The organism is Saccharothrix texasensis (assembly GCF_003752005.1).
Taxonomy (GTDB): domain Bacteria; phylum Actinomycetota; class Actinomycetes; order Mycobacteriales; family Pseudonocardiaceae; genus Actinosynnema; species Actinosynnema texasense.
The window spans coordinates 2,411,865-2,426,801 of the sequence record NZ_RJKM01000001.1 but is presented as its reverse complement, the minus strand read 5'-3'; the positions used below and the strand labels follow the sequence as shown (position 1 = coordinate 2,426,801).

The 14,937-nt window shown below is 70.3% G+C and carries 13 protein-coding genes; 1 reads left to right on the top strand and 12 read right to left on the bottom strand.

Annotated elements, in window-relative coordinates:
• Window positions 1-169: 169 nt before the first annotated feature.
• The 11 genes from EDD40_RS09270 to EDD40_RS09220 all read right to left on the bottom strand — a co-directional run bounded on the left by EDD40_RS09270 (window position 170) and on the right by EDD40_RS09220 (window position 11,622).
• A complete protein-coding gene (locus tag EDD40_RS09270; RefSeq protein ID WP_123742535.1) occupies window positions 170-1,384 on the bottom strand; it encodes an MFS transporter in 1,215 nt (404 codons plus the stop codon).
• A 342-nt stretch (window positions 1,385-1,726) separates the two neighbouring features.
• The gene (locus EDD40_RS09265) at window positions 1,727-2,617 is read right to left on the bottom strand and encodes a fumarylacetoacetate (FAA) hydrolase (protein WP_123742534.1); all 891 of its coding nucleotides are present in this window, start codon (window positions 2,615-2,617) and stop codon (window positions 1,727-1,729) included.
• Between the two features lie 43 nt (window positions 2,618-2,660).
• Window positions 2,661-3,923, bottom strand: a complete 1,263-nt coding sequence (locus EDD40_RS09260; RefSeq protein ID WP_246037567.1) for a pyridoxal phosphate-dependent aminotransferase — start codon at window positions 3,921-3,923, stop codon at window positions 2,661-2,663.
• Window positions 3,924-3,999: 76 nt separating this feature from the next.
• Window positions 4,000-5,625, bottom strand: a complete 1,626-nt coding sequence (locus EDD40_RS09255; protein WP_123742533.1) for an AMP-binding protein — start codon at window positions 5,623-5,625, stop codon at window positions 4,000-4,002.
• Between the two features lie 70 nt (window positions 5,626-5,695).
• The gene (locus tag EDD40_RS09250; RefSeq protein ID WP_123742532.1) at window positions 5,696-6,850 is read right to left on the bottom strand and encodes a Glu/Leu/Phe/Val dehydrogenase dimerization domain-containing protein; all 1,155 of its coding nucleotides are present in this window, start codon (window positions 6,848-6,850) and stop codon (window positions 5,696-5,698) included.
• Between the two features lie 31 nt (window positions 6,851-6,881).
• Window positions 6,882-7,445, bottom strand: coding sequence for a glutamine amidotransferase-related protein (locus EDD40_RS09245; RefSeq protein WP_123742531.1), 564 nt, complete (start codon window positions 7,443-7,445; stop codon window positions 6,882-6,884).
• On the bottom strand, window positions 7,442-8,254 hold the full coding sequence (locus EDD40_RS09240) for an amino acid kinase family protein (RefSeq protein WP_123742530.1): 813 nt from the start codon (window positions 8,252-8,254) through the stop codon (window positions 7,442-7,444). The genes EDD40_RS09245 and EDD40_RS09240 overlap by 4 nt, the downstream gene beginning before the upstream one ends.
• The gene (gene argC, locus EDD40_RS09235) at window positions 8,251-9,321 is read right to left on the bottom strand and encodes an N-acetyl-gamma-glutamyl-phosphate reductase (protein ID WP_123742529.1); all 1,071 of its coding nucleotides are present in this window, start codon (window positions 9,319-9,321) and stop codon (window positions 8,251-8,253) included. The genes EDD40_RS09240 and argC overlap by 4 nt, the downstream gene beginning before the upstream one ends.
• Window positions 9,318-10,166, bottom strand: coding sequence for an ATP-grasp domain-containing protein (locus EDD40_RS09230; protein ID WP_123742528.1), 849 nt, complete (start codon window positions 10,164-10,166; stop codon window positions 9,318-9,320). Before EDD40_RS09230 ends, argC begins: the two co-directional genes overlap by 4 nt.
• A gap of 50 nt (window positions 10,167-10,216) precedes the next feature.
• The gene (locus EDD40_RS09225) at window positions 10,217-10,399 is read right to left on the bottom strand and encodes a lysine biosynthesis protein LysW (RefSeq protein ID WP_123742527.1); all 183 of its coding nucleotides are present in this window, start codon (window positions 10,397-10,399) and stop codon (window positions 10,217-10,219) included.
• Between the two features lie 35 nt (window positions 10,400-10,434).
• Window positions 10,435-11,622 carry an isopropylmalate synthase gene (locus EDD40_RS09220; RefSeq protein WP_123747887.1) on the bottom strand — a complete coding sequence of 396 codons (1,188 nt, stop codon included), beginning with the start codon at window positions 11,620-11,622 and terminating at the stop codon, window positions 10,435-10,437.
• Window positions 11,623-12,082: 460 nt separating this feature from the next.
• On the opposite strand from EDD40_RS09220, the gene EDD40_RS09215 reads away from it, so the two are divergent.
• The gene (locus EDD40_RS09215; protein ID WP_123742526.1) at window positions 12,083-12,817 is read left to right on the top strand and encodes a maleate cis-trans isomerase family protein; all 735 of its coding nucleotides are present in this window, start codon (window positions 12,083-12,085) and stop codon (window positions 12,815-12,817) included.
• Window positions 12,818-12,869: 52 nt separating this feature from the next.
• Here the strand turns inward: EDD40_RS09215 and EDD40_RS09210 are convergent, their stop codons facing one another.
• Window positions 12,870-13,559 carry a response regulator transcription factor gene (locus EDD40_RS09210; RefSeq protein WP_123747886.1) on the bottom strand — a complete coding sequence of 230 codons (690 nt, stop codon included), beginning with the start codon at window positions 13,557-13,559 and terminating at the stop codon, window positions 12,870-12,872.
• Window positions 13,560-14,937 lie beyond the last annotated feature (1,378 nt).

Genomic DNA, 14,937 nt, shown 5'->3' with positions numbered 1-14,937 from the left:
CGGTCACCGGAGTTGATCTACGCGCCCTGCGTGGTGCGTTGCCGCGTCGAGTCGGACCCGGCGGGATGCCCGGACGATCTCGTGCGGTGGTCGCCGCGGTCGTTCCGAGTCGCGGGACGGAGTGACCGAGCTGGTCGGGCGGCCCGGTGAGGACCGGGCCGCCACGAGGTCATACGCGTTCGCTGAGCTTCGTCGCGGGGAAGCCGTGGGCCCGGGCCGCGATGGTCACCACGAGCACCGGCGCCAGGAGGACCAGCACGCTCCACGGGAACGCGCGGGGGCCGAGTTGGGTCAGCATGATGCCACCCACGACGCCGCCGCCGGCCATGGCGGCGTTCCACAGGGTCACCAGCATCGCCTGCGCGGTGTCGGAGGCTTCGCCGCCCGCGACGCCCACGGCGGTCTGGAGCAGGGTCGGCACACCGCCCCAGCCGAGGCCCCACAGCGTCACGGCGACGTAGACCAGCACGGCGCTGTCCGCCACCACGGCGAGCCCTCCGGCTGCCACGGCGACCAGGATGGTGCTGGCGATGGTGAGCAGTCGCAGCTTGCGCTCGATGGTGGCGCCGACGATCCAGATGCTGAGCATCGAGGCGATGCCGAGGACGAGCAGCACGACGTCGATGGACTCGCCCATGCCGATCTCGTCGAGGAACGTGGCGACGTAGGTGTAGAGGATCGTGTGCGCGAGCACGAACACCAGCGTGACGAACAGGACCGGTGCGACACCCGGGACCGCCAAGGTCCGCAGCAGCGGTGGCCGACTGCCCCGTTCGGCCTGACCGGGCTGGTCGGGCACGAGGGCGGCGATCCAGCCGAGCAGGAGCACGGCCACGGCGGTCATCAGCCAGAACGCCAGGCGCCAGCCGAGCAGCCCGCCGAGGAAGGTGCCCGCCGGGATGCCGAGGGACAGCGCGGCCGGAATGCCCGCCATGACGATGGCGATGGCCTTTCCCTGCAGGTGCGGGGGTGCCATGCGCCGCGCGTAACCGGCCAGCAGGGCCCACACGACGCCCGCCGCGACGCCGGCCACGAACCGGGCGCCCAAGGTGAGGGGGAAGTTCGCCGAGACGGCCGTGACCGTGTTGGCGACCGCGAAGCCGGCCACGCCGAACAGCAGGAGGCGTTTGCGCCGCCACGTGGCCGTGGCGATCGACAGCGGGATCGCGGACACCGCCGTGCCGATGGCGTAGATGGTGACCAACTGGCCCGTGGCCGACTCGCTGACGCGCAGTCCGGCACTCATCGGGATGAGCACGCCCGCGGGGAGGGCCTCGGTCAGCACCGTGATGAACGCGGCGGTGGTCAGCGCCAACAACGCCGCGAGGGGTAACGCGCGCCCCCCGGTCGCCTCCGGGGGAACCCGAGTGCTCTGGTTTGGCATGGTCTTTACTCGAACCTTCCCACTGATGTGATGGTCAAACCGCTGCCGCGAGCCGGCCCTTCGGCGACAGGGTCGAACGCGCTCGGCTCCCCGGCGAGCACGCCACCGGCGCACCCGCTCCGCCCGACCTGTCGATCAGCACCGGCACGAGCGACGACGGCCGCGTCGGGCAGTCGGTGGCGGTCGCCGGGCGGAACCACCGTGTGCGAGGACCAGTCGGTTCCGGATCCCGCACCGGCCTGCCCGCCGGTATCCGTTGGCAGCCGCGACGTGCCAATGGTAGGGGCGGACGTCTCCGCCGCCGCCGGCGGCCCGGCGAGGCGGCGGAGACCTGGAGCGGTGTCAGACCGTGGCCGAGCGCTTGGCGAACTCCACCCGGTTGTCCAGCCGCACGCCGTGGCTGGTGAACTCGATGTCCACGACGTCGCCGTCGGCGATCCGGAACCCGGCGTGGAAGCTGGCGCTGTCCGCACCGAGCATCAGGTAGTTCACCAGGCCCGGCCGGCGCACCGCCGGGTAGGTGGACAGCAGGTTCTCCGCCATGTCACCGGTGGTGTAGTACAGCGCGTCCAGCCCGCAGTCGAACGATCCCTCCCACGCCACCTCGCCGTCGCGGTTGATGGTGGTGCGGCCGTTGACGGCCGTGGGGGGTTCACCCAGGTGCAGCCACGGCGAGATGGACGTGTCGCAGAGCTTGCAGTAGGGGTTGTACGCGGGGTTGTAGCGGTGCAGGCCGATGTCGCACAGGTCGTTGCCGAACGTGTAGCCGGCGTAGTGCGGCGTGCCGTCCTCGTCGTTGGCGTACACCAGGACGACCTCGGGCTCCTCGATCAGCGCCTTCGGTTCCGCGGGCACGACCAGCGGTTCACCCGGCAGCTTCAGCCACGAACCGAAACCCTTGAAGAACCACTTCGGTGGGTCCACGTCGCCCTCGCTCGGGCGCGGACCGTCCATCTTGGACGCGTGGGTCTGCATGAAACCGCTCACCAGCGCGTTGTTGGTCGACGTGGGCAGCAGCGGCGGCAGGAACTTCAGGTCCGCGTCGGCGACGGTGACCGACGCGGTGCGTGAGCGGATCGCGTCGGGCAGCGCCGCGGGGTCGCGCACCTCGCTCAGGGTGGCCGCGAGCTGGCCGTCCTCGACGCGGTGCAGCACGCTCGCCTTGCCCGGCTCGGGCCGCTCGAAGCCGACGAACCGCCGGCCCTGGTACTCGGTCTCGAAGAGGATTGACATGGGGTGGGGCCTCCTGTGGCCGTGGACAGCGATCAGTGGTCGGTCAGGACGTCGCCCGGCCGGTCAGGTCGGTCAGGATGGAGCCGATGTGCTCCACGCACGCCTTGATCCACGGCAGCTCGACCGGGTCGTCGGCGGTCAGCGCGGCGGTGCGCTGCCGGTCGGTGTCGCCGTAGAGGTGGCTGGTGGACACGCGCACGCCGAGCTTGCGGTCCGGCTCGCCGAACTCGCTCGCCGCCAGCACACCCACGTGGTGCTTCTCCAGCAGCAGCGCGGCGAGCCCGCGGCCGCCGGACACCCCGTGCACGCGTTCCAGGTGCTCCCGCAACGGTTCGAAGTCCGGGTACAGGTAGCAGGTGGCGTGCACCGGGTGCAGGGACGCGCCCGCGGCGGTGAAGCGCGCCGCCAGCGCACGCGCCACCTTCTCGTGCAACGCGCGCGCGGCGGCGACCCAGGACACCAGTTCCGGCGGCTCGTCGAACGCGTAGGCCGCGACGGCCTGCACGGGCGCGGGCGGGCTGGACCAGATGTGCGAGGCGATGGTGCGCAGCCGCTGGTGCAGATCGGCGTCGGGCAGCCGTGCCACCCCGGTGCGCCACCCGCCCAGGGCCAGGCTCTTGGTGAGCCCGGTGGTGACCACCGTGCGCTCGGGCGCGTACTCGGCGGGTGAGCTGGCGGGCGCCGTCGCGTCGAACACCAGGTCCGTGTAGATCTGGTCGGACACGATCACCAGGTCCAGCTCGGACGCCACCTCGGCGAACCGCCGCACGATGTCCGGTGCGGCGACCGTCCCGGTGGGGTTGTCCGGGATGGTCACCACGACGGCCTTCACCTCGCGCCCGCGGGCGCGCGCCGCGCTCACCGCGCCATGCAGCAGGTCGGGGTCGGGCACCCCGCCGTGACCCGGCACGATCGGCACGGGCAGGGGCTCGCGGCCGATCAACCGCACGTGCGCGCTGTAGCTGACCCAGCTCGGCACCGGCACGACCACGTCGCCGTCGACCGCCATGAGCGCCGCGAACAGCAGTGCCTTGCTGCCCGGCCCGGCGATCACCAGGTCGGGGTCCGCGTCCAGTCCGCGTCGCGCCCAGTAGCCCGCGGCGGCCGTGCGCAGCCCGGGGCTGCCCGCGACCGGCCCGTAGGCGTTCTGGTCCGCCGCGGCGGACAGCCGGTCCTTCAGCGAGGCGTGCACCGGCAACCCGATCTCGCCGCTGGCCAGCGAGAGAACCCGTTGACCGTTGCGCCGCTTGCGTTCCAGGACCTCCTCCGCGGCGAGCGTCGCGGACATGATCACGGCTTCGGACACGATCGGCCCTTCCTCTCTCCCGGGTTCTTCGGGCCGGTCGTGCGATCCGGGTTGTTCCGAGAACGTCGGATTGTCGTTACGAGTAGCGCTCGCGCAGCACGACCTTGCGGATCTTCCCGGTGAGGGTGCGCGGGATGACCGCCACGTGCTCGACGCGTTCGGGGAGGAACGCTTCGTCCACCGCGGACTGGCGGAGGTAGGTGCGCACGGACTCCAGGTCGAGGCCGTCGCAGTCGGTCACCCCCAACACCGCGCACACCAGGTCGTCGTCCGGGCCGGGCAGCCCCACCAGGGCGGCCTCCAACACCTGCGGGTGCCCTTCCAGCAACGCCTCGATGTCCACCATCGGCACGACGCGGCCCCGCTTGAAGATGGCATCCCTGGCCCGGCCGACGATGCGGATGCCGCCCCGGCCGTCACCGCGCGCCAGGTCGCCGGTGTCGAACCAGCCGTCGACGTCGAACCCGCTCGCGAACACGTCCTCCCGCTTGTAGTAGCCGAGGCTCTGGGCCGCGCCGCGCACCCACAGCTTGCCGATGTCGCCGTCACCGGCCACGGCGGTGGGGTCGATGCGCACCTCGAGGCCCTCGATGGCACGGCCGTGGCTGTAGCCCGCGATGTCGTGTGGATCCTTGGCTCGGGTGATCGTGACGGGCCCGAACTCCGACATGCCCCACAGCGAGTACGTGCGGGCGCCCATCACGTCGCGCAGGGCGTCCACGAGCTGCGGCAGCACGGGCGCCGAGCCCACGACGGCCTGCCGCAGCGTCCGCACGTCCTTGGGGTCGGCGAGCTGCGACTCGACCACGTCCGCGTGGGTCGGCGGCGGCCCGTACAGCAGCGTCGCGCCGTGGCCCTCGATGATCTCGGTGAGGGCCGCGTTGTCCTTCACGTCCTGGAAGACGGTCTTGCCGCCGACGTGGACGCCGGTCAGCACGCCCTGCACGAAACCCGAGTAGTGCACCAGCGGCGTGGACACGCACGCCACCAGGTCCTCGTCCAAGCCGAACGTCTCGACGTAGCCCTGGACCGCGCCGTACAGCGAGTTCTGGCTGTGCAGCACGCCCTTGGACTCACCGGTGGTGCCGGAGGTGAACAGCACCACGAACGGCTCGTCCGCGGTCAGCGCCAAGCCGTCGAAGTTGTGCTTGGCCTCCCAGGGCACGGTCACGAAGTGGTCGTGGAAGTCCGCGGCGTCCACCGCGGACCGCCCGGCCACCAGGACGTGCTCCAGGTTCGGCAGCTCCGCCCGCAGGCCCACGGCGATCTCCGCGGCCTGCTCGCCGTCCCACTCGGGGATGGTGACCAGCACGCGCGCCTCGGTCAGCTCCAGCCGGTGCCGCAGCTCGTCGGGCGGGCAGACCGGGGCGATCGGGCAGATCACGGCGCCCACGCGCATGCACGCGAACATCAGCGCCACCATCTCCCAGCGGTTGGGCAGCTGCACCGCCACGAAGTCGCCGCGCCGGACCCCCAGCTCCAGCAACCCGCCCGCGAACCGGTCGGCGACACCGGCCAACTCCTTGAAGTCCAACGTCTCCGACCGGGACTCCGCCAGTCTGCGGCCCACGATCGCGGTCTTGTGAGGCCGTTCCCGGACCTGCCGCCACAGGTCGTCGAAGAACGTCTCGTCCCGGTGCCAGCCGCGCAGTCGGTACTGCTCGGCGAGGTCGTCCGGTCGTCGGTTCAGTGCGGGCGTCACCGTGATACCTCCCTAGTTCACGGGAACGGTCCGGGGCGGCGGCCGGTCGGGCGCCGCCCCGGACCACCGATCAGAACTTGGCGTCGCGAGGGATCGGCTGGTCGCGGCGCGCGGCGATCAGCTCGCGCAGCGGTTCGGCCGAACTGCCGTTCGCGATCTCCAGCAGGTCGAGCGTGTTCTTGCGGACGCGCTGCGCGATCCAGTCGAACACCCAGTCCTTCCGGGCCTCGCCGGGCAGCGTGAACGGCACCGTGCCGGTCAGCGCGAGACCGGCGGACGCCGCGCCGCCGACGTTCGCGATGACGTCCGGGATCAGCAGCGTGCCCGCGGCCGCGGCCTTGAGCCGCGCCTCGGGGCTGGTGGCGAGGTTGCCACCCTCGACCACGAAGGCCGCCTTGAGCCGGTGCACGTTCGTCGAGTTGATGGCGTCCTTCTGCGCGGCCAGGATGATCAGGTCGGCGTCGACGTCCAGCCACGCGTCCGCCTCGGGCGTGACCTTCACCGACTGCGGCAGCCGCGAGCGGTCCACCCGGCCCTGCGGGTCGGTGATGGCGATCAGGTCGTCCACCGGCAGCTCGTCGGCGCTGATGGTGCCGAGGATGTCGACCACGGCGACGATCCGGTGACCGCGCTGCTCCAGGAACTTCGCCACCGCGCGACCCACCGCGCCGAAGCCCTGCACGATCACGCGCGCCGGCTCGTCGCGGTGCGACGCTTCCAGCGCGGCGGCGGCGGCTTGGCCCACGTTGTGGCCGGTGGCGTCCACCAACGGTTCGTAGTAGGTCTTCCAGTCGTAGGGCATGTCGACGCCGCGCGGGCGCTTGCGCGGGTCGTAGCCCGCCGCCTCGTAGAAGATGGCTCGTTCCCTGGCTCCCACGCCCATGTCGGCGCCCAGGTGGATACCACCGTGCAGCAGCGGGGCGATGGTGCGGCCGTAGGTCTTGAGGACCTCTTCCTTGCCCGCCTCGGGCGCCACGATGCCCGCCTTCGCGCCGCCGACGGGAAGGCCGACCAGCGTCAGCTTGTCCGTCATGGCCCGGGCCAGGCCGCGCACCTCGGTCTCGGTGACCGTCTCGGTGAGCCGCGTGCCGCCCATCGCCCAGCCGCCGACGAGCGAATCGACCACGACCCAGCCCTTGAGGCCGCCGTTGTCGCCGTTGAGGTGCACTACGAACGCGGGCTCGGTCGTGCTCTCGATGCCCGGCTTTTCTTCCAGGACAGTCATGGTGTGTCGTTCCCCAGGGTGGTGGAGGCGGTCAGTTGAAGAGCTGGACGAAACCTCGGAGGATGTTGCGCCCGTCGTTGCGGAACTCCAGGTGCGCCTGAGAGCCGTAGATGCGGCCGTCGTCGGAGCGGAGGAACTCCACCGGTGCGTCGTCGGACCAGCCGATGGTGGTGAACCCCGCCGGTGCGGCCTGCACGTACAGGGTGTGCCGCTGGAACACCCGCACGGTCGGCTTCACCTCGGCGAACACCGGCTCGGTCTGGTCCACCTGCGCCTCGTGCGTGCCCGCCCGCGACTTGCCGGGCTTGAGCTCCGCACCCGCGGCCGTGGCGATGATCTGCATCCCGCCGCAGATGCCCCACACCGGGACCGACGTGCTGAAGACCAGGTCGATCAGCGGTTTGTAGTACTCGGAGTCGTAGGCGCGCACCTTCGTCCCGCTGAGCACGAGGCCTTGGTAGCGGCCGTCGAGCGCGGACGGGACCTCGGTGGCCTTGGTGACGTCGCTGTCGACGCCCAGGGCGTGGAACGTCTTCTGCACGGCGTCGATGGACAGGCTGCCGTTGTCCACGACGAGAACGCGGGGTGAGCTCATGCCTGTTCCCCCTCTCCGGACTCGGTGATCACAGTGCCGGTGCGTTCGGCGAGCAGGTCGGACAGCGGGGCGCTGCCGATGATCACGCGGCGCACGCCGTGCTCCAACGCCTCGTCGGCGGCGCGCAGCTTCTTGCGCATCCCGCCGGTCGCGCCCTTGTCCCGGAAGCGCACCGCGTCCTGCCGGCTGATCCGCGGCACCGGCTTGTCGTCGATCAGCAGGAACGGCACGTCGGTGACGAGCACGAGCGCGGACGCCCCCGCGCCCCGGGCCACGGCCGCCGCCGCCCGGTCGCCGTCGACGTTGACCTCGCGCCCCCGGGGGTCGCGCGCCAGGGGGGTCACGACGAGCACGCCCGGTCGGTCGCCCGCGGGCACGGACAGCGGCGCGGGGTCCACCCGCACGATCGGACCGACCAGGTTGTCCAGCTCGACGAGTTCCTTGCCGCGCCAGTACCAGCGCTCACCGGGGCCGGCGAGCAGCGCGCCGTCGCTGCCCAGCACGCGCGCCACGTCGACGTCGCGCTTGTCCAGCAGGGTGGTGATCCGGCCGGTGATGTCGTCGCTGACGGTGTGGATGTCGGCGATGACCTCCGGCGTGGTCCACCGGCTCTGGTTGCCGTAGCGGTCGCGCAGGATCGCGTCCGGCTGCGTGTAGCGGGGGTTGAGCTGCTTCAACGGCTTGGACCAGCCGTGGACGAGCGCGATGCGGCTGGTCCGCGCGTGCCGCGCCAGGTCGTCCCACCACTGGTCGGTCAGCTGGTCGACGCTGCTGCCGCCGAGCTTCACCACGGTGTCGATGGCGGTCATGAGGGCATCACCGGCTGCATGGTCAGGCCCGTGTCCTCGGGCAGCTCGTAACGCTTGTTGATCACTTGCAACGCCTGGCCCGCCGCGCCCTTCACCAGGTTGTCCAGCGCGGCCAGCACGACGATCCGGTCGCCGTCGGCGTCGTGCACGGCCGTGACGTCGCAGTAGTTGGACCCGTGCGTCGCCTGCGGGTCGGGCACCGGGATCAGCGTCTCGTCGGGGCGGCGCACGCGGACGAACTTGTGCCCCTTGTAGAACCGCAGGTAGGCGCGGGACAACGTGCGGTGGTCCACCTCGTCCTCGGTCAGCACGTAGCACGTCACCAGCAGGCCGCGGACGATCGCGACGCCGTGCGCGGACATCGACACGGACCGGATCGTGCCGGGCTTGCGCCGTGACAGGAAGTCGGCCACCTCCGCGCCGTGCCGGTGCCCGCCGGGCGCGTACGGCGCGATGGCCCCCGCCCGGTACGGGTGCAGGTCCGCGGTGCGCAGGTGCACGCCGCCGCCGCTGGAACCGGACTTGCCGTCCACGATGACCCGGTCGAGGTTCAGGCCGAGGGAGAGCACCAGCGGTGCGAGGCCGAGCGTGATCGCCGTGGCGTAGCAGCCGGGCAGCGAGATCAGGGAAGCGCCCACCAGCTCGTCGCCGATCAGCTCGGGCACGCCGTACACGGCCCGGTCCACCAGCTCCGGTGACCGCTTCACCTTCGGGTACCACTTGTCGTGCAGCTCGGCGGACCGGATGCGGAACGCGCCGCTGAGGTCCACCACCGCCTGCACGCGGTCCACGAGCTGCTCGGCCAGCTCCGCCGACACCGGGGCGGGTGTGGACAGCAGCACCACGTCGCAGCGCCGCGCGATGGCGTCCACGTCCACCGCCTCGATCACCAGCCCGAGGTCCTGCCGCAGCCCCGGGTGCAGCTCCGACGGGCGCCTGCCCGCGCTCGAGCTGCCACCGAGGTAGGTCAGGGTCAGGTCCGGGTGCCCCAGGATGAGTCGGATCAGCTCGCCACCGGCGAGACCGGACGCGCCGATCACGCCGACCCGGATCGTCTGGTCGGTCATCCCAGTCGCTCCCGCACGTACTTCGAGATCGCCGCCGCCACGTCGATGTCCGACGCGGTCGCGACAGCCCGGAAGCCGGGTGCGTGGTTGACCTCGTTGACCAGGAAGCCGTTCCCGGTGCGGAACAGGTCCACGCCGTAGATGCCCTCGCCCAGGCAGTCGACCACCTGGCCCAGGAGGTCCACCAGGGCCGGCTCGGCGGCCAGCGCGCGGTGCGTGGAGCCGATGGCCGCGTTGTTGCGCCAGTCCGTGCCGTTGGACTCGAACTCGGCGATCGCGACCGGCTCGCGGCCGACGACCAGGCAGCGCACGGACCGGCTGCCGAGGTAGGGCTCGACCAGGCACGCCTGCTCGAACGCGTGGCCGAGGTCCTCGACGTAGTCGTAGACCGACTGGGCCGTGTCGGCGTCGCGCAGCAGCGTCACCCGCTTGCCCATGCCGCCGAAGACCGGCTTGAGCACGAGGGGGAACGGCAGTTCCGTGACCGCCTTCTCGAAGTCCTTGCGGGACACCACGAGCCGGAAGTCCGGCACCGGCACCCCGGCCTCGCGCAGCAGCGCCCGCAGGATCAGCTTGTTCTCGCAGGCGTGGATGGCCTCCGGCGAGTTGAGGGTGAGGATCTTCGCCGACTTCGCGAGCGTCGCGAGCAGGCCGCCGCGGGTGTAGCTGCGGCTGCGGATGAGGACGGCGTCGTAGCTGCTCAACGCAGCCGCGTCGGGGTCGCCCAGGCACAACGCCTCGTCATTGGCCCACTCGATCTCCAAACCGGTGCCCGATCCCGCCGAGAGGAGCCTGCGTTCCTCCCAGCTGATGCGGTCCGCCACGATGGCAACTCTGCCGCCCATTTTCTGCACCCCTTCCGGTGGCTCGCTCACAGCGGTTCACGGCTCATGGCTCACTGGCCCCAGTCGCGGAGTTGGACTTCGATCATCTGCAGCGAGAGCCGGCCATCCCGGATGTCGTCGACGCGGAGCGTCAGCAAGCATTCCGGGCAGGACAACGTTTCGCCGGCCACGAGCGGCGGTGTGGTCAGATCGGTTTCGCACTCGGGGCACACGCCGGTGAGGAGCTGGGACATCGCCTTGTTCTCCTGTGCTGTTTCCGTGGACGATTTCACTTGAGCCGGAATTCGGCGGCGTGCTCGCGGATGGCATCCCGGTCGAGCGGCGGGGCGCCTTCCTCCTCCTGTCGGGTGATGAGCCACTTGGTGAACGCCGCGGTGTCGTCCACCTCGATGTCCGAGCCCAGCAGCGCCCATTCGACCAGTGCCGGGGTGAGCCGCGTGCGCACGCGCAGACCGCGTTCGTTGCCCACTTCTTCGGGGGCGATCGTTTCGTACGCGGAGGGGTGCATGAGCTGGCCGGCCAATTCGTACGCGAACGCGTGCGGCGTCGTCGGGCCCGACATGAAGCCCTGGTCCAGGCCGGTCGTCCGGGTGTCCAGCACGCTCGCGGTGAGCTCGGTCAGGTGCGACAAGTCGTAGCGCTTGTCGTCGTAGACGACCCGCAGCGACGTGAGGATCTCGGCCAGGGGTGCGTTGCCGCCCCGCTCGCCCACACCGGCGACCGTCGCCGAGATCCACGCCGCGCCCGCCTCGTAGGCGGCCAGGGAGTTGGCGACGGCCATGCCGAGCATGTTGTGGGAGTGGATCTCGATCTCCGCGCCGTCGATCTCCGCCAGCGGCTTGATCTTGTCGTACATCTGCCAGGGGGACAGGTAGGCCACGGTCTCGGCCAGCCGGAACCGGTCGCCGCCCGCCGCGAACCCCGCCGCCACGTAGGTGTTGAGCCGCTGCTGCTCGGCGCGGGCCGCGTCCTCGCCGCTGAAGGTGACGTGCATGTCGCGTTCCTTGCACTGCTCGATGGCCTGCTTGAGCAGGTTGAGCAGGTACTTCAGGCTCGGCGACCGGAGTTTGAGCGCGGCGTGTTCGGTCGAGGTCGGGATGGACAGCATCAACGACCTCACACCCAGCCGCTCGGCCTCGTCCAACGCCTTCGCGACCTGGGCGCGGTCGCGCACCATGAGCAGGCTCATGCTGCGGTCCACGCCGATCTCCTCGTGCACGGCGAGGATGTGCGGGGCGTCGTGCGAGTTCGGGCCGGAGATCATCCCGACCTCGACCTTCTCGATGCCGACGGTGACCAGCAGTCGCGCGATGCGCGCCGACTCCTCGGGTTGGAACTCCACGGCGGCCATGTGCGCGGAGTCCCGCAGCGTGGCGTCGGAGATCAGCGGCAGCGGCCGGGTCGGGCCCCGGACGCCACCGGCGTCAGGCCGCAGGCCCGCGCCGGTCTCGGACATGGTCACGGTTGATCACCCCTTTTTCTTCTGTTGATTGACGACTGCGGATTCCCGATTAATCCTGGAAAGATGTGCCGGGTGTCGGTGAGGCAGCTTGAAAGCTATGCGCCGAACTCGTGGAACAAGCTTCTTAGGTCGCCAACGGGGCGTCAAGTGCGGGCACGTCAGAGAAATGTCAAAATTTGTCATGAGTCTGTCAGGGGTGTTAGTGGGGGTAGCGGCGATGCGGGCGAACTGCTAATTCCTTGAACCGCGGCGCGCAGCGGGGACGAGGTGATCGCGGAGGTCGGTGCGAATAGCCGAATACGGCAGGCCGAAGCCCACTGCGGAATCGCGAAGAGTCACCCGGAGAGATTCCAACCGAACTGTCATCGATACCTCGCGCGCGCCGGTGGCGCCGCCTCCCGGTTCTCGGCCGCGCGCGCCGCGACCGTCCATTTCGACAGGAAGGTGATGAAACGTGGCACGGATACCCGCTCCCCGGCTCGGGATCATCGTCCCACCGGAAAACCCGACCGCCGAGCCCGAGTTCGGCCGGTTGATCGGTTCGGACGTCAACCTGTACACGTCCCGCTTCCCGGTCACGCCGGGCCTCGGGCTCCTGGAAATGCTCAGGACCTACAACGAGGTGCTTCCCGAAGTCCTCGGCGGGTTCGGCGCCTTGGCGCTGGACGCGGCGATCGTGTCGTGCAGCGCGTCGCACTACCTGCTGGAGCCCGAGGGGGACCGGGCCTTCTGCGCGGAACTGGGTGAGCGCCTCGGGTATCCGGTGACGTCGTCCACCCAGGCGATCCTGCGGGCGTGCGAGGCGCTGGGCGTGGACCGGCTGGTGCTCGTGTCGCCCTACGAGCCGTGGCTCACCGACGTGTCGCGGGAGTTCTGGCTCAAGGCGGGCCTGGCCGTGGACCGGGTCGTGCTCGTGCCTGCGGGCGAGCGCTACGACCCCTACCGGGTGACCACCGAACAGCTGCTGGAGAAGCTGGGCCGCGAGGAGTTGCCCGACGACACGGCGGTGCTGTGCACGGGAACCGGCATGTTCACCCTGGACGCCCTGGCGCACCTGGCGCGGGGGACCGGGCGCGCGCTGCTGTCGTCCAACCTCGCCAGTGCGTGGTGGGTGCTGCGCGAGGTCGGACTGCCCGCGACGCACCCACTGCTGACCCGGCTGGGACCGCAGGAGCCGGTGGCGGCCTGAACGAGCACGGGCGGGGCCCACTCGTCGTGGACCCCGCCGGTCGCGGTCCGCCTCACCCGGCCGCGATGGCGTTCGGGCAGTCGTGGCCCATCCGGTAGCCGACGCCGCGGACGGTCAAGATCCACGTGCTGGCACCGAGCTTGCCGCGCAGGCTGCTGACGTGCGTGTCGATCGTCCGGCTCGAATCGGTCCACGTGTTGTCCCAGATCGTCGCCATCAGCTCCTTGCGCGACACGACCGTTTGCGGGTTGGTCGCGAGGAGGCACAGGAGGTCGAACTCCTTGGCCGTGACGTTGATCTTCTCGCCGCGCAGCAGGACCTCTCTGGACCGCCGGTCTATCTGCAGCGGGCACAGCGAGATGGTGTCGGACGCGCGGGTCGGGCGGTACGCCCGCCGCATCACGGCCTCTATCCGCGCCATGATCTCGCGTGAGCCGCACGTCTTGGTGACGCAGTCGTCCGATCCCGCCTGGAGCGCGAGGACCCGGTCGAGTTCGGTGTCCCGGCCCGCGATGGCGATGATGGGAACGTCGCTGACCGCTCTGATGGACCGGCAGACCTCCAGCCCGTCGATGTCGGGCAGTTCGAGGCTGAGCAGCACCAGATCTGCTTTCGGGTACGTTTCCAGCGCTTCCGAACCTGTGCTGACCTGGTCGGCGTCGTAACCACCCTGACGGCGAAGGCCGCGGATCATCGATTCGGCCACAGCATCGCGCTCTTCTACCACAAGTACATGTACCATAATCCCTCGCCGGAATAGCGTCGCGACGTGCATGTTCGGGGAATCGAAGTGGATCACCACTTCGTCAGCCGGATGTGATGCGCGTACCCGGACTCACGAATGCCCACACCACCGGTGGGTGGATCACCGCAGCGCGACGGGCACCCCAGTCCCGCGCCTGGTCCGACCGGCGTTCGGAAACCAATCGCCGTGCGACGTATCGACCGTGGAACACGAGCGTGCGGTGCACTACGACGAATCGTGCGACGCACCGTCGAGGAACCGCTTGCACGGGCCGGGTCCGGACGCGCCGCACCGGGACCGGCCCGGCGTGCGGGCGGTAAGCGGGGCGACGCCGGGATCGGCCTGCGGCGGATGGGAAACGACCTGCTGAAACGTCCGACGGGTGTGCGCCGGTCGAGCGTCGGCCGTCCGCGCCCGGACGGCGTGCCGCTGACATCGTCGACCCCGCCGCGATTCGACGAGGACATCAGACAGCGCCTTTCCTGCGGTGGCCGGCACGGGTACCGGGCGATTCGTCGCCCCACGGTGCGCCGAGAAGATACTGGGGTGCGCTCGGCCCGGCCGGCATACCGGAAGAGCCACTTCGGGAACGCCCCCTATCGACGGCCGCCGCGCGGGCACGTCGTGGATTCCCCCGGCCTCATCCCCGCAGGACCGGGTGTCGGGTCGCTCGGAAAGCGGATACCCGATCGAACCGCCCGACGGGTCTACCGTCGCCCCCGGTGCTCGGGTGACGGTGTCGGACCAGGCGCCGGACAATTGCAACGACGTGCGCATGTAGACCCCCAGGTCTTACATCGGCGCGGCCGGCTGGTTCTCGGCCCACTGCGGGCGTGGCTGGTGCCCGGAAAAGCTCGTTCACCCCCGGGTGAGACGCTAATATGCGCCGGTTACATCACGGTAACAGTCTACCTGTGTTATCTATCAATTATGATCGCCCGGATGGACTATCCTCCGCAGGCGGGCGCACCAGGAGGTCCGACGAGGCGGAGGGCGACCTTCACGGCTTCCTCTCCGACGGTATCCGGACGCATTCGTACCGGAAGTCGAAGCATGCTCGTACAGTGGCCGGAACGCGCCCTCGTCCCGCTGAGCGGCATCCGCAGCGCCGGCTGCCGCGTGCTCGGCGCCCCGATGATCTCGGCAGAGCCGTCTCCCGGATGAATTCGACGACCCCTCGCGGTACCGGTCTTTTCCGCCGTCTTCACCCGGGTCGCACCGCCGCCTGACATTGCCTGACACGGTGTGGCCGAGGCGCAGGTCCGGCCCGCGTACTGCTTGACAAAGCTCTGACATAGTCCTGACATTGGCCACCTTGACTCCCGCAGGGTCACCGCCGACACTATTCGTCATCGTCCTCGGGGGGCGTCACATG